Below are 25,744 nucleotides of genomic sequence, written 5' to 3'. Positions count from 1 at the left end.
TCATGCGACGACGCCGATCCCTCACCGCCCGCGGCGCCGGTGCACTCATCGCTGCACTGGGCTGCGTGATCGCCGCCAACCTGCTCGGCGCCCGCATCCTGCTCTACATCGGCGTGCTGCTGGCCGTACTCACCCTGTTCTCGCTGCTCGCGGTGCGCCTTCCCCGACGCTCGGGGACCGTCACCCGGCAGATCTCCACCGATCTGCTGACCGTGTCGGAGACCTCGCGCGTGACCGTCCGCTTCGCCGTGAAGGCGCTCCGCGTGCCTCGCGGACTGTGGCACGACACGCTTCCCGAGGCGGTGAGCGGCGACGCCGGCGGGGAGTACCCCCCGCAGACCGGCCAGCTCACCTACCTCATCACCGGTGTGCGGCGCGGGGTGTGGCCGCTCGGTCCGCTCCTGCTGCGCACCGTCGACCCGTTCGGCCTGGCGCAGCGCGAGCAGTCGTTCGGCGACACCCGCAGCGTCACGGTCGTCCCTGAGATCTTCGCGCTCGCCCCGCTGGCCGTGCGGGTCGGAGCGGCCGGAGGCACGGCGCACACCTCCTCCACCCGACTCGGCCAGGGCAGCGACAATCTGTCGCCTCGCGGCTACATCCCTGGCGACTCGATGCGGCGCATCCACTGGCGGGCGACCGCGCACCGCGGACAGCTCATGGTGCGCCAGGAGGAAGAGGAGTCGAGCCCCGACGCGGTCGTCGTGCTCGACCGCAGCAGCAGCCGTTGGGAGACACCCGGCATCGATGCCGACCCCGCCTTCGAAGCCGCCGTGTCGCTCTGCGCCTCCGCCGCTGTGCACCTCGCCTCCGAGGGCTACAGCGTCGACGTGATCGACAGCAGCGGGGCGCTGCTCGGAGCGCTGCGCGGCCATGAGGACGACCGGGACGGTCTGCTCGTGGCGCTCGCGATGGTCGCGCCGCGCGGAGAGAGTCGCGACCTGGCCTCGCTGATCGGAGGGACCCCGCCGGGCCCCCTGCTGTACATCACCGGTCGCCTCGACGAGGAGGACGCCGCGCTGCTGCGCCCGGCCGGAGCGACCGCGCCGATGCTGTTCAGCACCGAGCTGCTCCCCGGCGCCGCCGACGCCTCCGCCACGCACGGCTGGACGGTGACGCCTCTCGGCCCGGACATCGCCGAGGCCTGGGAGGATGCCGTGTCCGCACGGATCGGAGTCGGCGATGTTCCGCGCTGAGCGTGCGCCGTCCACCGCGCCCGCCGCCGCCCCGCGGCCTCCGCAGTGGCATCGGGACCGGGAGGAGCGGGTCGGCGTGGTCGGGTCGGGGGCGCTCGCCGCCACGGCCACCCTCGTCTCGACGTGGCCGTTCACCGCCGTCATCTCTCCCGGCATGTGGTCGCTCACCGTCTTCTTCGTGATCCTCGCCGTGGCGGGCACCGGGATGCTGGTGCGCCACCTGCTGCGTCGTCGCGCCGCATGGATCGGCGACGTCGTCACGCTCGGCGCGCAGATCCTCGTCGCGATCGCCGTGCTCACGCAGCTCACAGCGGGCGACACCGCGATCCTCGGGATCATCCCCACCTCGACCTCGATGGCGCTGTTCGGCGCACTCGGCGCGACCGCCTGGGAGGCGATCGTGTTCGGCTCCGCTCCGCTGGATCCCTCCCCCGCACTCACGGCCGTGATGGGCGCGGGCTTCGCGGTCGTCGCGATCCTGCTCGATCACCTGGTCGCGCATCGCTCGGCGGTGCTGGCGAGCCTGCTCGTGGGCGCCGTCGGCGCTGCACCGATGATCATCACGCTCGGCGACACCAACGTCGTCTGGTTCGTGATGTTCGCCGTGATCGCGCTGCTCCTGTTCCGGTACACCGCGCGCCAGCATCCGGAATCGCCCCGCCGATCGTCGACCTCGGTCGCCGTCGGCGTCGGGGCGGCGGCGCTGGCGACGACGCTCGTCATCGCGCCTGCGCTTCCGGTCGCCACCAGCATGGCCGGCAACGGCGTGGGCGTGACTGTCGACGCCTCGTTGCGCCTCGGTGACGACCTGCGGCAACCGAACCCGGTCGAGGTGCTCACCGTCGCCGCGAAGGGCGACAGCGCCCCGTACCTGCGCCTGACGACGCTGTCGCGTTTCGACGGGCGCGTCTGGCAGCCCGACGAGGGCGACCTGCAGGCGCAGAGCGAAGGATTCGGCACCCCGGAATGGGGTGAGGACATCGCGACAGAAGAGCTGAACACCTCGGTGCGGGTGCTGCGGATGTCGAGCTCCTGGCTTCCGGTGCCGTATCCGGCCACCGCGGTGCAGGGGCTCAGCGGTTCGTGGCGCGTCTCGCCCGACAACCGCACGCTCTTCTCGCGCACCGCCGATGCGGTCGGCAACGACTACACGGTGACCTCCTCACGGATCATCCCCACGCTCGAGCAGATCCGCGCCGTCGATGCCGCAGCCCCCGTCGTCGATCCCGATGCCGAACCCGTGGACCTTCCCGCGATCATCCCGCAGCTCGCCGCCGAGGTCACCGCCGACGCGACCACCGACTACGACCGGCTCGTGACGCTACAGAGCTGGTTCCGCTCCCAGTTCACCTACTCGCTGGAGACACCGGTAGAGGAGGGCTTCGACGGTACGGGCGCCGACGCCGTCGCGCAGTTCCTCGACGTGCGGTCCGGGTACTGCGTGCACTTCGCCGGTGCGTTCGCGTTGATGGCGGAGAGCCTCGACATGCAGGTGCGGATCGTCGTCGGGTACCTCCCCGGTGCGAAGACCGACGAGAAGCGCGGCACCGAGTCGGTGTTCTCGGTGACCAGCGACCAGCTGCACTCCTGGCCCGAGGTGCTGTTCCCCGGTATCGGGTGGGTGCCGTTCGAGCCCACGGCGTCGCTGGGCGTGCCCACGGCGTTCCGGGCGGGTGTGACGCAGAACGGCGGCGGCTCGGATCCGTCCGCGCCCGCGCCGAGCAGCGCGCCGAGGCCCGAGGAGACGACCGACCCGCAGGCCGACCGTGGCGAGACCGAGAACAACTCGTCCGATGCTGCGGCCGCACGTCGCATCGACCCGACGCCCGTGACCGCGATCGCTCTCGGGGTCGTGGTGCTGCTCCTGCTGCCCGCGCTCATCCGCCTCGTGGAGCGCCGCACGCGCATGCAGCGTGCCCGCCGCGGCGACCCGGCCGCCGCGTGGGCCGAGCTGCGCGACACGCTGATCGACCTACAGCTGCCCGTCTCCGACGCGGACACCCCGCGCATGCGGGCGGCCGGTCTGGTGCGCGAGAACGGGGTGGACGCAGGTGCGCTGCGACGTCTGACGGACGCCGTCGAACGGGCGAACTATGCGGAATCGGGGGTGGTGGACGACGACCTCGCCGGGCCCCTGCGCGAGGTGATCCGGAGTCTGCACCGCAGCGTCGATCGAGGGACGAGGCTGCGCGCCGCGGTGCTGCCGCGGTCGCTGTACGCGGTGCGGGCGGCCGAGCCGGGCACGGCCACCTGACCGCGGGCGCGCGTTCCGCCTGGGCGAGTGTCAGGCTGCTGCGTGCACGGTGCAGGGCACCGCGACGCAGGTCTCGCACACCACGAACTGCGAACGGCACGAGAGGTCGGGGCAGTTCGCGGTGCGATTGGTCGAAGCACCGCACCCCACGCACTCCCCGATCACGCGGGCATGGTCGGAGAAGTCGACGGAGCCGCGGCCATCGAAGACGTACAGCGATCCGTCCCAGAGCCCGTCATCACCGTACTTCTCGCCGTAGCGGACGATCCCGCCTTCGAGCTGGTACACCTCGCCGAAGCCGCGCGCCGTCATGAGGCTCGACAGCACCTCGCAGCGAATGCCGCCGGTGCAGTACGTCACCACGGGCTTGCCCTTGAGATCGTCATAGGCGCCCGAATCGAGCAGCCGCACGAAGTCCCTCGTCGTCTCGGTGTCGGGGACCACGGCGCCGCGGAACCGACCGATCTGCGCCTCCAGGGCGTTCCGACCGTCGAAGAAGACCACGTCGTCGCCGCGTTCGTCCATCAGGGCGTGCAGCTCTTCCGGCGTCAGCCGCGTGCCGCCACCGACGACACCGTGCTCGTCGACGCGCAGTTCGCCGGGTGCGCCGAACGACACGATCTCGTCACGCACCTTCACACTCAGCTTCGGGAAGTCGAGGCTGAGACCGACGGCATCCACTCCCGTCCCCTCGCTCCACTTGATGTCGGCGTCGGCGAACGGGGCGTACGCGCGGAACGACCGCGACCACTTCTTCAGCGCGCGGATATCGCCGCCGAGCGTGCCGTTGATCCCGTCCTTCGAGATGAGCAACCGGCCGCGCAGACCGAGCGCCTCGCCGAGGTCGCGCTGCCACACGCGGATCGCGTCGGGGTCGGCGAGGGGCGTGAAGGCGTAGAAGAGGACGATCTTGGGGGTTGCCACCCTGGGATTTTACGCGGTGCGTCTGTGCCGGCACGTCCGTCCGGTGCGGCCACCTAGATCGCACAGTGCCGCCGCGTTCGGCGAATCCGCGGAAGAAGCCGCGGAGCCAGCGGATGCCACCGAGGTCCAGCCCGTTCGCCGGCTCGTCCAGGATCAGGGTGCGCGGGGAGCCCCGCGCGGCACGATGAACGACAGATCCTCCGCTGCGGTCTGCTGGCCGTACCTCTTCGTGAGTCCTCGAACCTCGATGGCGTGATCGTTCATCCTCATCCCTCTCCTACCTCTCGTTCTGCAGGGTCGACAGGGGTGCCGGTGGGACGCGCGTAGTACGCCCAGGGGAACCAGGCGCCGCCGATCTTCTGCCAGCCGTCGGCTTCGAGATCGTGATGGCCAGCGAACACGCTCACTCGCTTGTGCTGCCACTGTTCGTCGGACGGAGCCAGTTCGTGGAAAAGGGCGCCGAATCCCACCGAATGCCATCCGCGCCGCCCTTCCTGCGCGAGTCGCTCCATCTCGGTGAACGCGGTGACGGTGATGACCCGACGCCGCGAGGGGTCGACCGTCGGCGCAGGACGACCGAAACGCTGCTGTGCGGCCTGCCGCGACACATGTACCGTGTCGCCGATCTGCCCCCACGTCATGCCGACTGCACGTGCCGCGTCGACGGCACTGCGCAACGTATCGTCCGCTTCTTCAGAGATGTTCGCGAGGATCGCGACGAGGCGCAGGTGAGCCAGGGGCTCTTCGCTCAAACGGTCGTCCAGGCCGGGCTCGATCTTCGCGATCGTCTCGGCGAGCCCCGCACGGATGGTGAATTCCATGTCTGCCATACCGTCAACCTTAGGTTGACACGATTTGCAATGTCAACCTTGGCTTGACGCCTCGCTCTTGGGCTCTCGAGCCCCGCTGGACGTCGCCCGCGGCCGACTCAGAGCCTGTCCCGGTGGCGAACCACGAGCACCGCCAGCACACCGAGCCCGAGGAACCACGCAGCCAGGAGAGCCGCGGTGCCGGGGCCATCGAGCCCGCCGGAGGACACCCCCGCGAGAGACAGCAGTACGGGGTGGGGCAGGAACTCGGTGACACGAGGGGGCGCTCCGGCGAAGAGTTCACCGGGAACCAGCGACAGTGGGACGACGAACAGGACCAGGATGGGGCTTCGCACGATCACCCCGATGAGGTATCCCCAGAACCCCGCGCCGATGACCGCACCGACCGACCGCACGGATATTCCGGGCTCCATCAGCACCTCCCCGGAGACGCCGAAGGACACAGCACCGAGAAGGGCCACGCCGACCACGCCGAAGAGAGTGCTGGCGAGGACGCCTGAGAACCCGCGCGCGACGAAGACGTACAGGGCGGAACCGCACACCAGCTCGCGTGCCAGGACCCCGGTGCGGGCGGCCAGTGCGACCGCCAGCGCGCCCAGTAGCGCGGCGAACAGGAGCAACCCGCCGACCGCCGACGAAGCCACTGCGTCCAAAAGCGCGCGACGCACGGGCGACGGCGCCTCGCGGACTTCCGCGGGGAGCGACGCAGCCAGCGACACCGCCGGCAACACCGTCAGCAGCAGGAACATCCACGGCAGCGCGTCGCCTCGGAGGCGCCGCAGCTCGGCCGAGAGCGCCCTGATCCATCGTCGTCGGTCCACCGCGAGCACGATGTCCCCGATCACGGTCACCCGTCCCGCCGCCGCACCACGACCGCGGCGAGCGCAGCCGATACGGCAGCCCACGCGAACAGGACGATCGCACTCCCCCACCAGGGCAGCAACCCGTCGATCGGCGCTCCCGTCACGCCGGCGAACGCCCCGACCGGAAAGAACCGCTCGACCTCCGGAGCGGAGAACAGCAGCGGAAGCTCGATCATCAGAGGGACCATGAGGACGAGACCGGACACCGCGTAGTAGTTCCGGAGGATCCATCCAGCGGCCGCCCCGATCACTCCGCCGCAGACCGCCGCGAAGAGCGACCCGCCGACGATCGTCCACCACGCGCCGTCAATCAGCGTCTGCCGACCGTTCGTCGCGAGGACGACAGCGGTCACGCCCGCCCAGACGACGACTCCGACCAGGCACAGCCCGGCGCTCGTGACCGCGCTGGAGATCAGCTTCGCCGCGAAGACCTTCCTGAGCGAGGAGATCACCACCGTCCGCGGCATGGAGTGGTAATAGAACTCAGGCGAGACCGCATAGCTCCCGAGGTACATCGCCACGATGCCGACGGAGGCGATCAGTCCGAACACCATGCGCGTGGCCATGCCGTCGTCGAGCGCGCGCAGACCGTCGAGGGGCGGCCCCAGGCTCAGCGTCAGACCTGGGATCAGGATCACGAATGAGGCGACACCGAGCATCGCGAAGCCGCTGATGCTGCGCAGGAGCTCGCTCTTCAGGACCTCAGACACGGAGCGCCCCACCTTCGGCGCGATCGATCAGTTCGAAGTAACCTTCCTCGAGCGTGGAAGCGCCACCCGACGTCAGCGAGGCGAGGGGACCATCGAACAGGAGCGTCCGTCGCATCACGACGACCCGATCGACGGTGTGCTCCAGCTCCGCCAGTTGATGGCTCGAGATCAGGACGCTGCCTCCACTCTCCACGAACGAGCGGAGGAAGACACGGAGCCAGCGGATCCCACCGGGGTCGAGGCCATTGGCGGGCTCGTCGAGCACGAGGAACTCGGGATCGCCGATCAGGGCCGTCGCAAGTCCCAGGCGCTGACGCATCCCTGTCGAATAGCTACGCACCCGCTTTCCCGCATGCTCCGTCAGGCCGACCTGCTCGAGAACGTCATCGATCCGGGAACGCGGCATGCCGACGGCGAGCCGATAGACGTCGAGGTGGCGACGAGCGGTGATCCCGGTCTCGAAGCCCAGGCCGTCCATGTGGACGCCCACCCGGCGTGCGGGATTCGGCAGCGTCCCGAAAGGTGCACCGAACACCCTCGCCTCCCCGGAGGTCGGGCGCAGCAGGCCGACCAGCCCGCGCATCGCGGTGCTCTTGCCCGCACCGTTCGGGCCGAGAAGACCCACCACGGATCCTGCCTGCACCGTGAAGCTCAGATCCCTGACGACGGCATCGCCTCCGTAGGCTTTGCTGAATCCATCGAAGCTGGCGACCGTTGTCATGGTTTCACTCCTCGGGTGGTGGGTCGGGTGACACGGACGCGGCCGATCAGCCGGTCCGCGTGGAGATGGATCAGCGGGACGAGGTCGGGGTGAGCGCCTCCGTCGGCACGCGTGAGCAGCTTGGTCAGCACGTACAGCTGCGACACCACACCGTCCACGCTCTCCAGATCGTCGCGGAAGCGCCGCGTGAGCTCGGCGGCCACGGTCGGCACGTGCAGTGCATGGCAGAGCAGGAATGCGGCGTCGTATCCGCGAGGCGCGAGCCCCCAGGCCTCCCAGTCGACGATCGCGAGAGGCCGGGCGTGCAAGTTGTTCCAGTGCAGGTCGCCGTGGCTTGCCTGCCACCTTGCCGGGTCGATGTCGACCTCGTGATCGAAGAACACGGCGATGCGACGGCGCACGCTCACGGGATCGAGCGCAAGGCGGTCGGTCGGTGTGGCGGAGATCGCGGCCAGAGAGTGCTCCAGCGCCTCCCACCATCCCGCTTCGAGATCGGGGTCTCGCCGCAGTTCAGCAGTCGGCGCGCACGGCGAACCCGGCACCAGCGTCATGAGCTCCGCGCGCAGCATGAGTGGACCTTCCCGCCACTCGCGCACCTCGACCAGATTCGGCTTCTCCGTGATCCGGATGACACCGGCGTCCTGGTTCCCCATCCACCACATCCCCCGCGCCCATTCGGGACGCGCCCAGACGATCCGGACCCACAGGCGTTCCGTGCCCCGCATGACGGCGGTGCCGATCGACCGGTCGCGCCAGCCGTACACGGGATCCGCGTCGATCCGCACATCCAGTTCTCCGGCGGTCTTCGACAGGGCATCACGGAGGATCCGACGAAGTTCGGTGCCCTCTCCCGATGTCTCGGACATCACGACCACCCCGATCCGAGCGCTGAGAGCGGACGGATCAGGAAGACATGCCAAAGCCAGCTCCCGATCATGGGTGAGCCGGTGTCGGCGTACTCGGCCCTCCCGCACTCCGGGAGCCCTCCGGCGCCTGGTTCGACGTCGACCAGCGATATGGTGCTGACGGGCGTGGTGAGGGTGCTCTGAGTGAGCGGCACGAGCGCGGCGAGGTCCACCGTCTCGCGCTCGGGCTCGCCGCCCCCGACCGTCCCCGTCCCCACCGTGGAGCGCAGTACGATGCCGTTGCTCTCCAACACGATCGGGGTGCCCGGGCCCGGAAGCTGGTCTGCGCTGCTCGCGACGAGCCGGACCGTCCCGCCCGCGGACGAGACATAGCCGACTTGGATCATCGGATGGATCGGGATGAGGAAGAGTGCGACGACGGCCAGGGCCGCGCCGACAACCGTGGTCCCGACGATCCTCCGCGGCTTCGGGCTCCTGACCGCTGTGGCACGGACGCCCCGCGCCACGCCGGCCCCGGCGACGACGAGTACCAGCGCCAGCGTGAGCAGGTACGCGGCGGCCGGCACGGTCCCCATGCCTGCGACGGTATCCGCGGACCGATAGAGCATGTACCCCACGAGCAGCACCGGAAAGACCCGGCATCCCACTCCGTATGCCACGAACATGGCGTGCCTGGCGGTCGCTGTCCTCCCGGTGTGGTCGCGCCGGGTTCCGAGCAGGACGCTTCCGAGCACCTCGGACGCCTCGCGCATGGCCTCGCGACGCAGATGCGGTCGATCCAGAGCCGACATCAGCGCGAGGTATCCGTCGAGCTGTACGAACGGAAGCAGGTTGAGCACCGCGATCACCACGCACGAGAGTGCGTAGAGCACCAGCACGACGTGTGCGGGCGGCGCGGAGACCCACCGGGAGGCGAGCATCGCGGCGGCTGCACACACGAGGTGCACCGCAGGCCCGGCGAGGGCGACGGCGACCCGCTGACCACGCCGACCGAGACGCCAGCCGTCGGTGACGTCGCAGAAGAACGCGGGAGCGAGGTAGAACAGCATCGCCCCGATACGCCGCGGGACGCCCCCGAAGCGGCTGAGGGTCGCCCCATGACCGATCTCGTGCATGAGCGTCGTGAGCACGATCGCCGAACTGAGGACGAACACGACCGGGAGGGGCACTGGCTGGCGGAGCACGCCGGCGATATCGTCGGCGCCGACGATCGCCGCGATCATCCCCGCGGCGACGATCACCAGCGCGCCGACGGCTCCCGCCCGGCCGATCAGGATCCGCGTCGCCGGACGCAACGCGGCGAACAGGACGCTCGGATCGCCGACGCTGAGCTGCACGGTGAGCGGAGGACGGAACCGCAGGCGTCCTGATCCTTGTTCCGTCCGACGTCGCGTGGTGCCGTCGAGCATGCCTGCGGTCGCGAGGCGCTGCACGATCGTGTCGACGTCACTCGATGTCCACGGCGGTCCGAGATCCTCGGCGATCTGCGTGACCGTGCGTGCACCGGTGAACCGACGCGCCGCCTCCGCGACCGGCGCCGATACCCGCGCCCTGGGCACGCCTTCGTCGGCGATGATCCATGCACCACGCTCATCGATCGGTTCATCGACGGTGATGCGTGCGCCGAGCTGCGGCCGCAAGGAATCCGCGGAGGTGCGGGCGGCCTGACCTTCCCCTGCCTCGTCGGTCACAGGCCGCACTCGATCATCGATATCGCCGGCCCCTCCGCCGCGACCCGCACCGGTGTCGTGTCACGCACGGTCAGACCTGCCTCCCGCAGTTCCTCGCACAGCTGCCGCGCACCGAGCAGGTGCACGCGCGAGGCGAACACTTCCACGTCGAGGAGGTCAGCACGGCGGTGAAGGCGCAGGATGCTCACGTCACGATGACCGGCGGAGACGTCGCGCTGTTCCCCCAGGAGGACGACGTCCGTCTCGTCACCGGGCAGGGGGATGACTCGCGCTGCGCCCTCCCCAGTGTCGGATTCGTCCGTTCGCACGGAGACGAGGAAGGTTCCGTCGGGAGCCAGATGCCGCCGCACGGCGCCGAGCAGTGTTCGACGCGCGTCTCGTGCTAGCAGCGAGATCGATGTGGTCCCGAGCACGATGAGGCCGAACCGTCCGCCCAGCTCGAAGTCGCTCATGTCACCGACGCGCGAACGGATCGTGCGCACGCCTGTCCTCTCGGCACGGACGCTCAGCAGTTCGAGCATCCGCGGCGAGTTGTCGAGCGCCACGACCTCGCGCCCGAGACGGGCGAGCGGGAAGGTGAACCGCCCGCTGCCGCACGCGAGCTCGAGGATCCTCCCCGTCGTCCGGCGGCCGGCGCGCAGGATCTCACGCACCTCGCTGTCGTCGCCGCGTGTCATCGCGTCGTAGACCTCCGAGCCGCGGTCGCCGTAGATGTCGCCGACGGGCGTTCCTGGAGCGATGACCGCGAGCAGTCGGGCCGCGGATCCGTGGAGATGTGTCATGAGACGAAGACGTCCTTCATTCGTGGGGGGGACACAACGGGCGCCACACGTCGAGATGTGGCCCCCGCTGCATCCTGCGTCAGGTGATCGCGGCTGCGGCGCCGATGATCATGATGATGTCGCCGACGATGATGTACCACGGTTCGGGTGCGTCCATCGCCTCGATCTCTTCGAAGCTCAGATCCATGTGCTCACCTCCTCCCGAGGGTCTTCGAGCGTCGACTCGGTGCCGCTCAGGTGACGGCGAGACCGATGAGGCCGACGACGACGCCGATCTTCACGGCGGCGTACCAGGTCCAGAAGTCAGGGGTGTCCATCGACTCCAGCTCTTCGAAACGGAGGTCGTTCGAAATCTCCATGCGCATTCACCTCCTCTCCTCTGTCGCGATGGGGCACCCAGTCGTCAGGTCACCGCGGCGCCGATCGCGACGATCGCGATCCCGGTGAGAACGCCGTTGACGAACTCGCTCCATTCGCTCGGCGCGTCCATCGTCGAAAGCTCTTCGATGCGGATGTCGAGTGGTGTGGTCATGTGTGTGTCACCTCCTCTCGCACGGTCGCGGACAGGCTCGCCCCTCGAGGGAAGGACGCCGCGAGGATCTCCGCCACGGCGTCCGGCTCGATGCGGCCGAGGGCGGGAAGCGACCCGCCCCAGGAGGAGTGGATCCGCTCGACTGTCTCGCGCAGCTCCGATTCGGTCGGCCGCGCTATCGGACGAAGCCCCCAGCGGCCCAGCAGCAACGGAAGACCCTCCCGAGGATCGGCGGGGAGTCCGGCGATCACGTCGCAGAGCCACGACCACGCCAGCGCGAGCCTCTCGGCGAATCCCCACCGTTGGTCGCCATCGGCGATACGCCTCCAGAGCGCAGGCAGGATCGCGACCGTCGCCGGCATCTTGCGTGTGCCGGTCACCCAGGAGAGTTCGTTCGCGAGGTACCAGTGCTTCGCCGCGTAGCTGCGCCGACCGATGAGCGCCCAGCTGCGGTGGCTCGCCGCGCTGAGTTGCGCCGCGAGCAGGCGCTCCTCCGGGCTCAGGAAGCCGATCCTGAGCTGTTCCGCCAGCCGTGCCGCCCGGCTGACGATCGCCTCGGCATCCGAATCGGCGGCGAGGTCGCCCCCGCTCCCGATGGCCGGCCCCAGGATCCGGAGGATGATCTCCCACAGGCCTTCCATCTGCATCGAGCGCGACAGCGTCGCGGTGAGCACCGGGTCGAGCACCGCATGATCGGGGAGAAGACCCTCGCCGAAGATCAGCCTTCGCCCCGACGCAGTCGGCAGGCATGCGACTCTGCTCGCCTCTGACCCGGTGCCGAATGTGGTGGGCACGGCCAGAAGCGCAAGCTCCGTCGCCGATCTCGACGCGATACTCGGGAGGCGCACGAATCCGCTCCGCGGAACCAGCCTCTGCAGCGGGGTCGCGAGGCCGGGATCGACGAGGAGCAGTCGGACGATCTTCGCCGCGTCGAGCACGGTCCCCCCGCCCACGGCCACGACCGAGGTCGCCCGCCGCCCCGACTGGATCGCCCGCGGCACCAGCATGACGTCGGTGCTGCGCGCATCCACCTCGATCTCCACGGCTCCCGGTGGCAGCGTGAATGCCACCGGGTCGACAGCCGCGTCGCGCAGCACGAGAGGACGGCCACCGAGACGAAAGCGGTGGAAAGCGGCTGCCAGTGCCCCCAGACCGGCGGTCACCCGCAGCGGATCGTACGACTCCGAGATCGACATCATGCGGTTACCTCGCTGTCGTCGAGGCCGCGCAGCACCGCGGTCTCGAGCTCGTCGAGATCAGCCGCTGTGTAGGTGAATGCAGGAACCAGTTGTATGCAGCTCGGTCCCGGCTGCGCGATGGCGCCCGCCTGTCGGATCGATCCCACGACCTCCGCGATGTCCGGGCCGTCGAGCGGGCGTCCGTCGCGAGCCAGGACGACGGCGCGGAAGCAGCCCGCACCCCGGGTTCCGATCACTCCCGGATGCGCGGATATCCGCGCGATCGTCCGATCGAGGTCGTCCGACAGGTTCCGCGCCATTCCCACGGCGTCCATGCGCACGAATTCTGACAAGGTGGCGAGGATCGCCGCGCACGACGCCGGAGTCCCCGCTTGGGTCTCGGCGTGTACGAAGATCGCATCGCGACGGTCGAAGACGTCGCAGAGTTCGGCGGAGACGAGGGCCGCCGACGCCGCCGCAGCGCCGTTGGTGAGCGCCTTCGACAGCAGGAGTACGTCGGGCGCCACCGGCCAGCGAGTCGAAGCGAAGAGCTCGCCAGTGCGCCCGAAGCCGGTCGCCACCTCGTCGGCGACCAGCACGACGTCGAACGCGGCGCGGACGTCGGCGACGGCCGCGAGGAAATCTTCGTCGAGCACGAATCCGCCCGATCCGAGTATCGGTTCAAGCACCAGCGCTGCGATCCGATGCCCTTCCCGGGCGAACAGCGCCCGCAGTTGTGCTCCGCCGTCGTGCGGTGAGACGTGACGGATGTTGCGGCGATCGACGCCGTACACGGATTGCCCCAGTGCATCGCCGCTGAGTCCGAGGGCTCCGTAGGTCAGGCCGTGGTATCCGCCGTTCAGGCCGACGATGATGTTCTGATCCGGTCGGCCCCGGAGAGCGGCGGCCTGACGGACGAGCTTCATCGTCAGATCGTTGGCTGCTGCGCCGGAGGTCGCAAAGATCACGCGGGCGTAACGGCCTGCGGTGAGGGCGAGGAGCGCCTCCGCCGCCTCACGCGCGTAGGTGTGCGATGAGCGGAAGAGTGAGAGGTACGACGCGGAGCGGAGAGATTCGCCCACCGCCTCGGCGACCGCGAGGTTGCCGTAGCCGAGCGGGACGTTCCAGAGCCCGCTCGTGGCGCACAGCATCGACCGCCCGTCCGCCGTCGACACCCGGACGCCCTCGGCACCGACGGCAAGCGCCTCCGCGCGCCCCCAGGTGCTGGGCGCCGTCAAGCTCTCCCAGAGGGCGGTCGGGGCGCTGCTCATCCGCCGCTCCGCTCGCTGTTGCACGTCACGCCGAATCGCCCGACGTCGCGAGGAGGTCGAGCCCTACGCCGGCGAACCGCTCGCGGATCTCGCATACCGCCACCATCGCCGCATTCGTCCGTCGCCCGAGCTCGGCGGCGAGCAGAGAAGCCGCGGCCGATTCGTCTCCGGTCGCGATCAGGCACTCCACTCCGCGCGCAGCATCGGCCCCCAGCCGGAACCGCCTGCGACTCGACGGATCGATCAGCACGTATTCCTCGCCGTCACCTGTCAGCAGGTACGGCGCATCCGCGGAGACGATGCCCGCGGGCGCCGGGAGTTCGTCGAGCGCCGGCACGAGGTGTCCGCCGAAACCGGAGATCGCCGGGCGTGCGGGCACCCCGTCCCACTGCCGCAGCAGGTCGACCGCCGCCACGTACCGCGCGAGCCAGGGCCTGTCGTCGAGGTCGGCTTCGAGGGTGCCGCGATCGACGAGGCGCGCGAAGGCCCGCCCTCGCCCGGCACCTTCGATCGCGCGTGCTTCCAGGTCCGCTCGCGCGTCCCCGACGACGCCGAGCAGGAGTCCGTCCGGACCGTCGCGATACTCACCACCCCGCGTCACGTGCACGCGAGCGAGCGAGCCTCCGGCGGGGTCGGCGCCGAGAAAAGAGGCCCGGGAGTCGAGCAGCACGGCGCTGCTCAGGAGCTGGTCGACGAAGACGCCGGACTCCCGGGCCATGTCGGCGTCGCTCAGGAACGCGGCCACTCCCTCGGCACTCGCCTGGCGGATGACGGTGAGCCCGACGATCGAGATGAAGGGCGCCGCGACGTAGTCCTGCAACTCGAACGTGTGCCGGCCGTCGAGGATCATCTCGTCGCCGGGCTCGCGGAAGGCGCCGTCATAGCCGACGACTCGCGGATCATCCTGCCGCCCCGAGTCCGCCGGAGCGAACACGACGTCGCCGGGCCCGGTCTGCCCCACCACGGCCTCGACATGCTCTCCGGACTCGACGAAGAACACCGCCCCTTCGACGATCGCCCGTCTCCCACTGACGTACTGCTCGAACGCCGTCGCCGTGCGATGGCTGCTCCGTGGCGCCGTGGTCGAGCTCACCTGCATACTTCCCCCAGAGAAACGTGGTAACCAATCGAAGACGATGCGTCCTCATCCGAGGCTATAAACGTCACGTGTGACATGCAATATAATGCGAGCGGGACACAAGGATGTACCTTCAGCGCTCTGTCACGTGGCACGCGGTCGATCGGATAGGATGGACAGGTTGTTCCCTGGTGACGTGTCCGAGCGGCCGAAGGAGCACGCTTGGAAAGCGTGTGTTGTGCAAGCAACCGCGGGTTCGAATCCCGCCGTCACCGCCAGACACGAAAAGAGCCTCCGCGCCAGCGGGGGCTCTTTCGTGTTTATCGAGCACTGGTCACAAACCGAAAGAGCCCCCGCATCCGCAGGGGCTCTTCGCGACTCTTCCGACGTCAGCCGTCGAAGCGCACGCCGTAGATCTGTCCGCCGGGGTCGGCGGGAAGCAGGGTCATCCCGATCCGCTCGTAGAACGCGGCCGCCGCGGCGTTGTTCGGGTCGATCCCGAGGTGCAGTCCGCGCACGCCGCGACGGGTCAGCTCGGCGAACAGCGTCTGCATGAGCTGCCTTCCGAGCCCCTGCCCCTGCATCTCTGGCAGCAGGTCGATGTGCAGGTGCGCCGGGTGGTCGACCGTGTTGGGCTCGATCCCGGGCGCACGGCTGTACCCGTAGTCGACCATCCGGTCCTCGCGCGTGACGATCTCGGCGGGTCGCGGATACCGCTCGGCGAGCGCGGGCCACCACTCGTCGCGGAACCAGGTGTAGAACGCGTCGGTGTCGTCGGTCGCCACGATGTACCCGATCGTGCGCTCGTCGTCGCTCTCGACCACCCAGGCGAGGTCGGGGTGCCGCTCGGCGTAGGGCACCGCGAACAGCTCCCCCCACAGGGCATCGTCCGACAGGATGCCGGTCGCGTCTCCGCCGGCGTCGGCTGTCTTCACGCAGATCTCGTACAGCGCGGCACGATCGGTGGGGCGGTACGGACGGATGCGGGACACGACGACTCCTCTGGACGGATGGGGTTCCGTTCAGCCTATCGGCGCTTCGATCCCGCTCTTCGTCCGCTGGATCCAGGGCAGCAGACAGGCGGCGAGCACCAGTACGACGCCGGCACCGACCAGCGCTCCGCCGAGGGTGTCGCTGGCCCAGTGCACCGAGAGGAAGGTGCGTGAGAGCGCCATCGCGAGGACCCATGCGGCACCGACGATCGCGACCCACACCCGGGGAAACAGCACCCAGAGCACGAGCGCGATGGTCGCGGCGTTCGCGGTGTGCCCCGACGGGAACGACCCGTAATCGCTCACGACCAGCATGTCGTCGGGCCGCGCACGGCCGAAGAGCTGCTTGAGCAGCTGCACGGCCCCGGCGCTCGCGGCGAAGCTCAGGGCGGCGAACACCGCGCCCCGCCAGTGACGTCCGAGCACGAGCGCGGCGATGGTCAGCAGCGGCACCCCGAGGATCGCCACCCAGCCGCCGCCGATCCAGTTCAGCACGAGCGCGAAGTCGACCATCCCGTCGGCGCGGGCGGCGGAGATCGTGTCGTTCCACCAGCGGTCGAAGCCGGGTGTCTGCGGGTAGGCGAACACCACCAGGGCGCCGAGCGCTGTCGCGAGCGCGAGGAGGCCCACTCCCCACCACAGCAGCATCCGCCTGTTCATCGTCCCATTCTGTCGGACGACACCTGAAGACTCAGGGAGCGAGCATCCCGACCGAGCGCGGACGCACGACCAGCCACAGCGACAGAATGCCGATGGCCGCGCAGCCGACCATGACCGAGGCCATGGTGGTGGCGGTGATCCCGGCGTCGTGCGACAGCCACCCGACCACGGGCGAGATGAGTCCGGCGACACCGAAGTTCGTCGCACCGATGATCGAGGCGGCGGTTCCTGCGGCCTTGCCGTGGCGATCGAGCGCCAGCACCTGCACGTTCGGGAAGGTGAATCCGCACGCGGTCATGAAGACGAACAGCGGGACGATGGTGCCCCAGAGCCCGAGACCGAGTTGATCGGTGACGATGATCGCGATGCCCGCGAGCAGCAGCACCGCGGTTGAGTAGGCCATGACCCACTGCGGTCCGAAGCGTGCCGCGAGGCGGGAGGCGGTCTGCACGCCGACGACCACGCCGAGCGAGTTCACGGCGAACAGCAGACCGTACTGCTGGGCATCGAGCCCGTGGGTCACCTGGAACAGGAACGGCGAGGCCGACAGGTAGGAGAACAGGCCGGAGAACGTCATGCCGCCGATCACCAGCACCCCCAGGAACACCCGGTCGGAGAGCACGGAGCGGTAGCGCTGCAGCATCGTGGCGCCGCCACGGTCCTGCCGGCGGGCAACGGGCAGCGTCTCCGGGATGAAGAGGATCGTCGACAGCAGCATCACCACGCCGTACGCGGCGAGCACGCCGAAGATCCCGCGCCACGGCATGAGGGTGAGCAGCCAGGAGCCGATGAGCGGTGCGATGACCGGCGCGACGCCCGACACCAGCGCGAGGCGGGAGAGCATGACGACGAGTCGGCGTCCACCGAACAGGTCGCGCACGATCGCCATGGCCACGACTCCTCCGGCCGCGGCGCCGACGCCCATCAGTACCCGGGCGGCGCTGAGCAGTCCGAGGTCGGGGGCGAATGCCGCGCCGAGACTCGCCAGCACGTGCAGAGCCGTGACCGTGATCAGCGGGATGCGCCGACCGACCTTGTCGCTGAGCGGTCCGACCACGAGCTGGCCGAGGGCGAAGCCGATCATCGTGCCGGTCAGGGTGAGCTGGATCGCCGCGGCCGTGGTCTGGAAGTCCTGCTCCAGCACGGGGAACGCGGGAAGGTACAGGTCGATCGTGAACGGCCCGAGGGCCGTGAGCGCGCCGAGCAGGATGATGTACAGCGTACGTCGCCCGAGGGAGATCGCGTCGCCGGGGTGCAGCATGATCGGCGCGGTCGCCGGGTTCGCCCCGAGCGTGCGGATGGCTCCGGTCGCGGTCGACGTGCGGATGCTTCCGGTCTCGGTGCGTTCGGGCTGCGGGATCGTGGTGTCGTCGTCGGCGGGGTGCTCCGGCTGTGCGGGGATGGAGTCAGTGCGGGGAGCGTCGGACACGACGTCCTTCCAGAGTTCGGCGGATGCGTGGTCGAATCGATTCGCCACGGGAACCCTTCATGTTACCGCCGCCCCGCGTCCCACCGTCCGTCCCCGCCGTCCACCCCGCGCGTCACGGGATCGATACCGCTCCCCCAGACCGCACCGCGGGATCAAGAACGCTCCCCCGGAACCCTTTTCCGGCACGTTTTCGATCCCGCCAGGCGTTCGCGAGGGACCGTGGGAGTCAGGAAACCGTGCGCGGAAGAGCGTGCTCGAGGTCGGCGATCAGGTCGTCGACGTCCTCGATGCCGACCGAGAGCCGCACGACGTTCTCGGGCACCGCGAGCTCGGTGCCCCGCACCGACGCGTGCGTCATGTCCGGCGGGTATCCGATGAGGGACTCGACGCCGCCGAGCGACTCTGCCAGCTGGAACAGCGAGGTGCCCTCGGCGAACGCCCGTGCCGCATCGGCGCCCGCCGCGAGTCCGAGCGAGAGCATCCCGCCGAATCCGCTCATCTGCGTCGCGGCGATCTCGTGCCCCGGGTGCGAGGCCAGTCCGGGGTAGTACACCTGCGCGAACTCCGGCCGCGACGACGCCCATTCGGCGATCGCCTGCGCGTTCTCGGAGTGCTGGCGCATTCGCAGCGCGAGCGTCTTGATACCGCGCGTGGTGAGCCAGGCGTCCAACGGCGCCGATACCGCGCCGACCGCGAACTGCTGGAACTTCACCTGGTCGACGAAGCGGTCGTCACCGAAGACGACGGCACCGCCGAGCACGTCCGAGTGCCCGCCGAGGTACTTCGTCGTGGAGTGCACGACCAGGTCGGCACCGAGGGCGAGCGGCTGCTGCAGCGCGGGCGAGGCGAAGGTGTTGTCCACGACCACGATCGCACCGGCCGCGTGCGCGATCTCGGCGGTCAGCGCGATGTCGACGACCTTCAGCAGGGGGTTGCTCGGCGTCTCCAGCCACACGATCTTCGTCTCGGGGCGGATCGCCGCGCGCAGCACGTCTCCGTCGGAGAGCTCGACCGTGGTCGTCTCGACGCCCCAGGGCGCGAGCACCTTCGTGAGCAGCCGGTAGGTCCCGCCGTACACGTCGTTGCCGAGCAGCACATGATCGCCGGGCTTCAGGATGCCGCGCAGCAGCGCATCCTCCGCCGCGAGTCCCGAGGCGAAGGAGAGCGCACGCACGCCGCCTTCGAGCGCGGCGAGCTGCGTCTCGAGCGAGGAGCGCGTGGGGTTGCCCGCACGGTTGTACTCGTATCCCTCGCGGAAACCGCCGATGCCGTCCTGCACGTGGGTCGATGCCTGGTAGATCGGCGGGATGATCGCGCCCGTGGTCGGGTCGGGCGCCTGTCCCGCATGGATGGCTCGGGTGGCGAAAGCGTGGTCGGACATGCCTCTCAGCCTACGTCCGCCCTCACGGCGGTGGTCGTCCCGTTACGTCCCGCGTCCGTCGACCCGTCGTCTCAGCGCGACAGGTACGCGAGCAGGTCCTGCCGGGTCAGCACGGTGTACGGCTTGCCGTCTTCGGTGACCAGCAGCGCGTCGGCTTCGGCGAGCGCGGCACGGGCCTGGGCCACGGAAGCATGGATGCCGACGAGCGGAAGCCGCTCCCCCACGTACGAGCCGACAGCATCAGTCGGGTTGGCCTCACCGCGGAACAACAGGTCGAGCAGCCCCTTCTCGTCGACGGTGCCGACGACCTCGCCCATCATGACGGGCGGCTCTGCACTGAGCACGACCAGCTGCGACACGTCGTACTCGGTCATCATCCCGATCGTCTCGAGCACCGTGTCGGTCGGGTGCGCGTGCACCAGGTCCGGGATGCCGGGGCCGGGCGCCTGTGCCTGCCGCACCGCGCGGGCGGCCAGCACGTCGGAGACGGTCTCCCCCTCCTCCACATCGCTGAAGCCGTAGGAGCGCATCCACCCGTCGTTGAAGATCTTGGAGAGGTAGCCGCGTCCGCCGTCGGGCAGCAGCACGACCATCACCGCATCGGTGGGCAGCTCCCGGGCGACGCGCAGCGCTCCGACGACAGCCATCCCGCTCGATCCGCCGACGAGGATGCCCTCTTCGCGCGCGAGGCGGCGGGTCATCGCGAACGCCTCCGCGTCGCCGACGGCCACGATCTCGTGCGGCACGGTCGGGTCGTACGAACCAGGCCAGATGTCCTCGCCGACGCCCTCCACGAGGTACGGGCGACCGGTGCCGCCGCTGTAGACGCTGCCTTCGGGGTCGACGCCGATGATGCGCACGCGCTCCTCGGAGACCTCGCGCAGATACCGCCCCGTGCCCGTGATGGTACCGCCCGTGCCGACGCCTGCCACGAAGTGCGTGACCGTGCCGTCGGTGTCCCGCCAGATCTCCGGTCCCGTGGTCTCATAGTGGCTGCGCGGCCCGTTCGGGTTCTCGTACTGATTCGGCTTGAACGCACCGGGGATCTCGCGGGCGAGCCGATCGCTCACGCTGTAGTACGACTCGGGGCTGTCGGGCGCGACCGAGGTCGGGGTCACCACGACCTCGGCACCGTAGGCGCGCAGCACGTCGATCTTGTCCTCGCCGACCTTGTCCGGCACCACGAAGACGCAGTTGTACCCGCGCTGCTGGGCGACCAGGGCCAGGCCCACGCCGGTGTTGCCGCTGGTGGGTTCGACGATCGTCCCACCGGGCTCGAGGTCGCCGGCGGCTTCGGCGGCGTCGATGATGCGCGCCGCGATCCGGTCCTTCGACGACCCGCCGGGATTCAGGTACTCGAGCTTCACGAGCACGGTGCACGCGACGCCCTCGGTGACGTGCTGCAGCTTCACGAGGGGCGTGTCGCCGACGAGGTCGACGATCGAGTCTGCGTACTTCATGACTTCAGGGTAGACGCGCGGATGCCGCGATCGGGGCTGTGTTGCACCCGACCGCGGCATCCGTTCTCTCGAAAGGCCCCCGGTGTCTTTCGGAGGTCAGCCCTTCGTCGATCCGGCCAGCAGGCCGCGGACGAAGTACCGCTGCAGGGCGAAGAACACGATCAGCGGCACGATGATCGACACGAAGGCGCCGGCGGTGAGCAGGTACCAGTCGTTGCCTCGCGTGCCGGTGATCTCGGCGAGCAGCTTCGTGATCGGCGCCGCGGCACCGTCGGCGAACACCAGCGCCACGAGCAGGTCGTTCCACACCCACAGGAACTGGAAGATCGCGACCGAGGCGATCGCCGGCATCGTCAGCGGCAGCACCACGCGGAAGAAGATCTGTCCGCGGGAGGCGCCGTCGACACGCGCGGCCTCGATGATCTCTCCGGGGATCTCCGACATGAAGTTGTGCAGCAGGTAGATCGCCAGCGGGAGCGCGAACATCGAGTGCGCGATCCACACCTGCGCGTAGCCCGACGAGGCGTCGAGCGGCAGAGTGACCGGCACGCCGAACAGCACGATCCCGCGGGAGAACGAGCTCAGCAGCGGCACCAGGGCCATCTGGATCGGCACGATCTGCAGGGCGAACACGAAGATGAACAGCGCGTTGCGGCCCTTGAAGTCGATCCAGGCGAACGCGTAAGCCGCCATCGACGCGATCATCAGCGGCACGACGGTGGCCGGGATCGTGATCGCGATCGAGTTGACGAACGACTCGAGGATCGTGAGCTGCGTCGTGCCCGACTGCAGCACGTCGACGTAGTTCTCAAGCGTCACCTCCGGGTCGGCGAAGAACGTCCACCATCCGGTCGTCTGGATCTGATCCCGCGGCCGGAACGACGAGATGAACAGGCCGAGCGTCGGGATCGTCCACAGGAACGCGATGACGATCGACGCGACCGTCGCCCAGGGGCGGGACAGCCGCTTGCGTGCGCGGCCCGCGGCGCCCTCGAACCCGCCACCCGTGGTGATCGCGCGCGTGCTGAGGGCGGTGTCTGACTTCACGGTGTCGGTCATCGGATCTCCCGCTGCTTCTTGATCTGGCGCGCGTTGTAGATGACGATCGGCAGCACCAGGATGAACAGGATGACGGAGAGCGCGGCGCTGCGCCCCGCCTCGAACTTCGAGAACTGCGTGTACATCTCATTCGCGAGCGTCGAGGTGCCGTAGTTTCCGGCCGTCATGGTCCGCACGATGTCGAACACCTTCAGCGAGGCGATCGAGATGGTCGTGAGCACCACGATGAGCGCTGGGCGGATCGCCGGGACGGTCACGGAGATGAACCGCTGCCACGCGTTCGCGCCGTCCAGTTCCGCGGCTTCCAGCAGCTCGGCCGGGACGCCCTTGATGGAGGCCGACAGCACCACCATCGCGAAACCGGTCTGCACCCAGATGAGCACCACGATCAGGAACAGGTTGTTCCACGGCTCGTTGAGCAGCCACTGCTGCGGCGCGCCGCCGAACCACACGAGGATCTGGTTGAGCAGACCGATCTGCTCGTACTGCGGACCGCGGTACTCGTAGATGAACCGCCAGATGATGCTCGCGCCGACGAACGAGATCGCCATCGGCATGAAGACGAGCACCTTGTAGATCTTCTCGCCGCGGGTGCGGTCGATGAACACGGCGTAGGCGAGACCGACGATCGTGGAGACCGTCGGCACCAGCAGCACCCAGATGATCGTGTTGATCACGGCGGTGACGCCGTCGGACTGCGTGAAGATCCACAGATAGTTCGACAGGCCGACGAACTCCTTCCCCGAGGAGTTCATGAACGACGCGAACATCGTCTGGATCGACGGCAGGATCAGGCCGACGAGCAGGAGCAGCAGTGCCGGCGCCATGAACGCCACGAGCTGGATCAGGTAGCCCGCGCCATCGCGGGAGCGGTAGTCCAGCCAGAAGAAGAGGGCGCCGACGAGAACCGCGACCCCCATCGCCCAGTAATAGGAGTTGAAGAAGAACATCACGGCGAGCGGGATGAGAAGGCACATCGCCAGTCGCACGAAGGTGTAGAGCGTGCCCCTGCGCGGAGCGATGTCCACCAGGAGCAGGATGACCGCCACGACCACCGCGAAGGCGATGACCACGGCGACGGCTTGGAGGACCGGCGGGAGCTGGCCGATCCACTGGAAGAAAATAGTCGCGTTCACGGATTCCCCTTCATCACGCGGACCGGATCATCGGCGTGCACGTCGATGTGCACGCCGGGAGAGCAGAGGGGCCGCCCCGCTGCGGGGCGGCCCCTCCCCCCAGGATCAGCTGGACGGCCAGCCGGTCTGGATCTGCGTGAGCACCTCATCCGTGGAGGTGCCGTTGACCCACGCGACCATGCCCTTCCAGAAGGTGCCGGCGCCGACGGCACCGGGCATCAGGTCGGACGCGTCGAAGCGGAAGGTGGTGTCCGGGTCCTGCAGGATCTTGATGGTCTCCTGGAGGATCGGGTCCTTCGCGTTCGCCGGGTCGAGGCCGTTGTTGGCCGAGGTGACGCCGCCGAGGCTGACGCGACTGTTCGCCCACTCGGGGCTGGACAGGTACGCGAGCACCTTCTGCGTCGCTTCGGAGTCGCTGAAGCCGCCGACGATCTCACCGGCGCCGGTCACGGCCGTGTCGCCCTCGGACTCGCCCGGGAGCATGAACGCCCAGACGTCGCCGTCCTCCGCGACCTTCGTGCCCTCGGGGAAGAAGCCCGACAGGAACGACGCCTGGTGGGTGAGCGCGCACTTGCCCTCGGCGAGAGCAGGAGCCACGTCACCGAACGCGGTCGAGTTGATCGAGCGCACGTCACCGAAGCCGGCGTTCACGTTGGCCGGGTTCAGCAGGATCGAGCCGACCGAGTCGAACGCCTTCTTGATGTCCGGGTCGGTGAACTTGACGTCGTTGGTGACCCACTTGTCGTAGACCTCGGGGCCGGACTGACGCAGCACGTAGTCCTCGACCCAGTCCGTTCCCGGCCAGCCCGTCGCCGTGCCCGACTCGAAGCCGGCGCACCACGCGGGAGTGCCGGTCGCCGCCTGGATCTTGTCGGTCAGCGCCGTCATCTCGTCGAGCGTCTTCGGAACCTCGACGCCCCACTCCTTGAACTTCGCCGGCGAGTACCAGATCCAGCCCTTGACGTTGGCCATCAGCGGCGCACCGTAGAAGGTGCCGTCGACGGTGCCGTAGTTCACCCAGTCCTCGGTCCAGTACTCGTTCGCGTTCTTCTCGACGTCCGCGGGAGCAGGCTTGAGGTAGTCGCGTCGGGCGAAGTCGGCGAACAGGCCCGGCTGCGGGAAGATCGCGATGTCGGGCGGGTTTCCGCCCTGTGCGCGGGTGCCGAGCTGCGTTTCGAAGTCCTGGCTGCCCTCGTACTTGATGGTGATGCCGTTCTCGTCGGCCCAGTCCTTCCAGGATTCCTGGAGGAGCTTGGCCTCGTCGTCGACGATCGTGCCGTAGATCGTGACGGTGGAACTACCGCCGTCGCCACCGCCAGTGCTGGGTGCTCCTCCGGGAGCCCCGCAACCGGCGAGCGCGATGCCCGCGACCCCCAGCAGGGCGAGCGGCGCGAAACGCCGGGAACGCTGTGACAGAGCCATGTGAATTCTCCTCTTCGAGTACAGGGTCCCTCCGGATTGACGCCACCCCGCGGCATCGTTCGGGAACCGATTCCAGGCCAACATACTGGCGGGTCGCTTCCCGGCACAACACGCAAGTGTCACAAGCTGACAACCATTCCTCGCGCTTGTTCGTCACCGATGGGAGCGCTCCCTCGCCGCGGGTATGGAACCGGTTCCTTTTCCGGCGTGCACCCGCTACGCTGTGACCCGGCGCGGCCCCCACCGCGCCGCGTCCACGCACTCGCGTGATCAGGTCGAGGAGGACCGATGAGCACGATCGCGGATGTCGCGTCACGTGCCGGCGTGTCCAAGGCGACCGCGAGTCGGGCCCTGAGCGGACGCGGCTACGTCTCGGAGGCCACCCGTCAGCTCGTCGAAGACGCGGCGCGCGACCTCAGCTATGTGGCGCACTCCTCCGCGACGAGCCTGGCGACCGGGCGCACCCAGACCGTCGGCGTCGTGATGCCGCCCGTGGACCGGTGGTTCTTCGCCGAGCTGCTCGCCGGCATCCAGGAGGCGCTGTTCACGCTCGACTACGACCTCGCGCTCTATGGGGTCCCGGAGGGGTCGCAGACCAGGGAGCGCCTGTTCGAGAGCGTCCTCCCCGGCCGTCGGTTCGACGGGATCATCGCGGTCGGCATCCAGCCGAGCGCCAGGGAGCTCGAGCGACTGCAACGGACCGGGCGACCGCTGGTGAGCGTCGGCCCGTACAGCGAGGGGTCCAGCGCGGTGTCGATCGACGACACCGCCGCGGCCCGCATCGCCACCGAGCATCTGATCGAATTGGGGCACACCGACATCGCCTTCGTCGGCGGATCGACCGATGCAGCCGAGTTGAGCTTCGGCGATGCGCGGCGGCTGGACGGGTACCACGGGGCGCTGCAGGCTGCCGGTCTCGCGGCCCATGCCCGCGTGGCCGGAGCAGCGCCGACCATGCCCGGCGGCTACACCGCGGCGGCCGGACTCCTCGGCGACCGACGACGTCGCCCGACCGCGATCGTCGGCGTCTGCGACGAGGCCGCGATCGGCGCCATCATCGCCGCCCGACGTCTGGGCATCGCGGTGCCGACCGAGCTCAGCGTGGTCGGCATCGACGACCACGAGCACGCCGACATGTTCGCCCTCACCACGATCGGACAGTCGCCGCGGGAGCAGGGCCATGAGGCGGTGCGGTTGCTGACGCAGCGGATGGATCACCCGGATGCACCGCTGGAACGCATCGACGCCGCATCCGCCCTCGTGGTGCGCAACTCGACGGCCCCGCCGCGCTGATCCGACGAGCCCTCGAACG

At 69.1% G+C, this 25,744-nt stretch carries 25 protein-coding genes and 1 tRNA gene; 4 read left to right on the top strand and 22 right to left on the bottom strand.

All coding sequences use genetic code 11. The features are described 5' to 3' along the window. Positions 1 to 2: 2 nt before the first annotated feature. A complete protein-coding gene (locus tag WFM69_RS14055) occupies positions 3 to 1,193 on the top strand; it encodes a DUF58 domain-containing protein (RefSeq protein ID WP_337005687.1) in 1,191 nt (396 codons plus the stop codon). Then, a complete protein-coding gene (locus WFM69_RS14050; protein WP_337005685.1) occupies positions 1,180 to 3,447 on the top strand; it encodes a transglutaminase family protein in 2,268 nt (755 codons plus the stop codon). The genes WFM69_RS14055 and WFM69_RS14050 overlap by 14 nt, the downstream gene beginning before the upstream one ends. Before the next feature lie 30 nt (positions 3,448 to 3,477). On the opposite strand, the gene trhO is transcribed toward WFM69_RS14050, so the two are convergent. The 14 genes from trhO to mpaB all read right to left on the bottom strand — a co-directional run bounded on the left by trhO (position 3,478) and on the right by mpaB (position 14,908). Beyond that, a complete protein-coding gene (gene trhO / locus WFM69_RS14045; protein WP_337005683.1) occupies positions 3,478 to 4,371 on the bottom strand; it encodes an oxygen-dependent tRNA uridine(34) hydroxylase TrhO in 894 nt (297 codons plus the stop codon). A gap of 266 nt (positions 4,372 to 4,637) precedes the next feature. After that, positions 4,638 to 5,201: a hypothetical protein gene (locus WFM69_RS14035; RefSeq protein ID WP_337005682.1), complete on the bottom strand. Its 564-nt coding sequence runs from the start codon at positions 5,199 to 5,201 to the stop codon at positions 4,638 to 4,640. Between the two features lie 98 nt (positions 5,202 to 5,299). Further along, positions 5,300 to 6,052 carry a hypothetical protein gene (locus tag WFM69_RS14030; protein ID WP_337005680.1) on the bottom strand — a complete coding sequence of 251 codons (753 nt, stop codon included), beginning with the start codon at positions 6,050 to 6,052 and terminating at the stop codon, positions 5,300 to 5,302. Then, positions 6,049 to 6,774, bottom strand: coding sequence for a hypothetical protein (locus WFM69_RS14025; RefSeq protein ID WP_337005678.1), 726 nt, complete (start codon positions 6,772 to 6,774; stop codon positions 6,049 to 6,051). The genes WFM69_RS14030 and WFM69_RS14025 overlap by 4 nt, the downstream gene beginning before the upstream one ends. After that, entirely contained in the window at positions 6,767 to 7,495 is a 729-nt protein-coding gene (locus WFM69_RS14020) for an ABC transporter ATP-binding protein (RefSeq protein ID WP_337005676.1), read from the bottom strand. The genes WFM69_RS14025 and WFM69_RS14020 overlap by 8 nt, the downstream gene beginning before the upstream one ends. Continuing rightward, on the bottom strand, positions 7,492 to 8,361 hold the full coding sequence (locus WFM69_RS14015) for a hypothetical protein (protein ID WP_337005673.1): 870 nt from the start codon (positions 8,359 to 8,361) through the stop codon (positions 7,492 to 7,494). The genes WFM69_RS14020 and WFM69_RS14015 overlap by 4 nt, the downstream gene beginning before the upstream one ends. Next, positions 8,361 to 10,052 carry a daptide biosynthesis intramembrane metalloprotease gene (gene mpaP / locus WFM69_RS14010; RefSeq protein WP_337005671.1) on the bottom strand — a complete coding sequence of 564 codons (1,692 nt, stop codon included), beginning with the start codon at positions 10,050 to 10,052 and terminating at the stop codon, positions 8,361 to 8,363. Before mpaP ends, WFM69_RS14015 begins: the two co-directional genes overlap by 1 nt. Then, positions 10,049 to 10,834, bottom strand: a complete 786-nt coding sequence (mpaM, locus tag WFM69_RS14005; RefSeq protein ID WP_337005669.1) for a daptide-type RiPP biosynthesis methyltransferase — start codon at positions 10,832 to 10,834, stop codon at positions 10,049 to 10,051. The genes mpaP and mpaM overlap by 4 nt, the downstream gene beginning before the upstream one ends. A 79-nt stretch (positions 10,835 to 10,913) precedes the next feature. Continuing rightward, positions 10,914 to 11,021 carry a daptide-type RiPP gene (locus WFM69_RS14000; RefSeq protein ID WP_337005667.1) on the bottom strand — a complete coding sequence of 36 codons (108 nt, stop codon included), beginning with the start codon at positions 11,019 to 11,021 and terminating at the stop codon, positions 10,914 to 10,916. Between the two features lie 46 nt (positions 11,022 to 11,067). Then, the gene (locus WFM69_RS13995; RefSeq protein ID WP_337005665.1) at positions 11,068 to 11,193 is read right to left on the bottom strand and encodes a daptide-type RiPP; all 126 of its coding nucleotides are present in this window, start codon (positions 11,191 to 11,193) and stop codon (positions 11,068 to 11,070) included. A 44-nt stretch (positions 11,194 to 11,237) separates the two neighbouring features. Beyond that, positions 11,238 to 11,366: a daptide-type RiPP gene (locus tag WFM69_RS13990; RefSeq protein ID WP_337005663.1), complete on the bottom strand. Its 129-nt coding sequence runs from the start codon at positions 11,364 to 11,366 to the stop codon at positions 11,238 to 11,240. Then, positions 11,363 to 12,565 carry a daptide-type RiPP biosynthesis dehydogenase gene (gene mpaC / locus WFM69_RS13985; protein WP_337005661.1) on the bottom strand — a complete coding sequence of 401 codons (1,203 nt, stop codon included), beginning with the start codon at positions 12,563 to 12,565 and terminating at the stop codon, positions 11,363 to 11,365. The genes WFM69_RS13990 and mpaC overlap by 4 nt, the downstream gene beginning before the upstream one ends. Then, positions 12,562 to 13,815, bottom strand: a complete 1,254-nt coding sequence (mpaD, locus tag WFM69_RS13980; RefSeq protein ID WP_337005659.1) for a daptide-type RiPP biosynthesis aminotransferase — start codon at positions 13,813 to 13,815, stop codon at positions 12,562 to 12,564. Before mpaD ends, mpaC begins: the two co-directional genes overlap by 4 nt. A 25-nt stretch (positions 13,816 to 13,840) precedes the next feature. Next, entirely contained in the window at positions 13,841 to 14,908 is a 1,068-nt protein-coding gene (gene mpaB, locus WFM69_RS13975) for a daptide biosynthesis RiPP recognition protein (RefSeq protein ID WP_442928373.1), read from the bottom strand. 175 nt (positions 14,909 to 15,083) lie between these two features. Here mpaB and WFM69_RS13970 point away from each other — a divergent pair. Further along, positions 15,084 to 15,171, top strand: a tRNA-Ser gene (locus tag WFM69_RS13970). A gap of 111 nt (positions 15,172 to 15,282) precedes the next feature. Here WFM69_RS13970 and WFM69_RS13965 read toward each other — a convergent pair. The 8 genes from WFM69_RS13965 to WFM69_RS13930 form a co-directional block, all read right to left on the bottom strand. Beyond that, positions 15,283 to 15,885 (bottom strand): GNAT family N-acetyltransferase, encoded by a 603-nt coding sequence (locus WFM69_RS13965; RefSeq protein WP_337005656.1) that lies wholly within the window; start codon positions 15,883 to 15,885, stop codon positions 15,283 to 15,285. A 30-nt stretch (positions 15,886 to 15,915) separates the two neighbouring features. After that, positions 15,916 to 16,545, bottom strand: coding sequence for a phosphatase PAP2 family protein (locus tag WFM69_RS13960; RefSeq protein ID WP_337005654.1), 630 nt, complete (start codon positions 16,543 to 16,545; stop codon positions 15,916 to 15,918). Positions 16,546 to 16,576: 31 nt separating this feature from the next. Further along, positions 16,577 to 17,974, bottom strand: coding sequence for a multidrug effflux MFS transporter (locus WFM69_RS13955; protein WP_337005779.1), 1,398 nt, complete (start codon positions 17,972 to 17,974; stop codon positions 16,577 to 16,579). Between the two features lie 226 nt (positions 17,975 to 18,200). Then, positions 18,201 to 19,355, bottom strand: a complete 1,155-nt coding sequence (locus WFM69_RS13950) for a cystathionine gamma-synthase (protein ID WP_337005652.1) — start codon at positions 19,353 to 19,355, stop codon at positions 18,201 to 18,203. 71 nt (positions 19,356 to 19,426) lie between these two features. Further along, positions 19,427 to 20,815, bottom strand: coding sequence for a cystathionine beta-synthase (locus WFM69_RS13945; RefSeq protein WP_337005650.1), 1,389 nt, complete (start codon positions 20,813 to 20,815; stop codon positions 19,427 to 19,429). Between the two features lie 96 nt (positions 20,816 to 20,911). Next, positions 20,912 to 21,874, bottom strand: coding sequence for a carbohydrate ABC transporter permease (locus WFM69_RS13940; RefSeq protein ID WP_337005648.1), 963 nt, complete (start codon positions 21,872 to 21,874; stop codon positions 20,912 to 20,914). Then, a complete protein-coding gene (locus tag WFM69_RS13935; protein WP_337005646.1) occupies positions 21,871 to 23,010 on the bottom strand; it encodes a carbohydrate ABC transporter permease in 1,140 nt (379 codons plus the stop codon). The genes WFM69_RS13940 and WFM69_RS13935 overlap by 4 nt, the downstream gene beginning before the upstream one ends. A gap of 105 nt (positions 23,011 to 23,115) precedes the next feature. Beyond that, positions 23,116 to 24,432, bottom strand: a complete 1,317-nt coding sequence (locus WFM69_RS13930; RefSeq protein ID WP_337005644.1) for an ABC transporter substrate-binding protein — start codon at positions 24,430 to 24,432, stop codon at positions 23,116 to 23,118. Between the two features lie 288 nt (positions 24,433 to 24,720). On the opposite strand from WFM69_RS13930, the gene WFM69_RS13925 reads away from it, so the two are divergent. Next, positions 24,721 to 25,725, top strand: coding sequence for a LacI family DNA-binding transcriptional regulator (locus tag WFM69_RS13925; protein WP_337005642.1), 1,005 nt, complete (start codon positions 24,721 to 24,723; stop codon positions 25,723 to 25,725). Positions 25,726 to 25,744: the final 19 nt, after the last annotated feature.

The sequence above is a fragment of the Microbacterium sp. LB12 genome, from assembly GCF_037150835.1.
In the GTDB taxonomy this organism is placed as follows: Bacteria; Actinomycetota; Actinomycetes; order Actinomycetales; family Microbacteriaceae; genus Microbacterium.
This window is presented reverse-complemented; position numbering and strand designations above follow the sequence as displayed.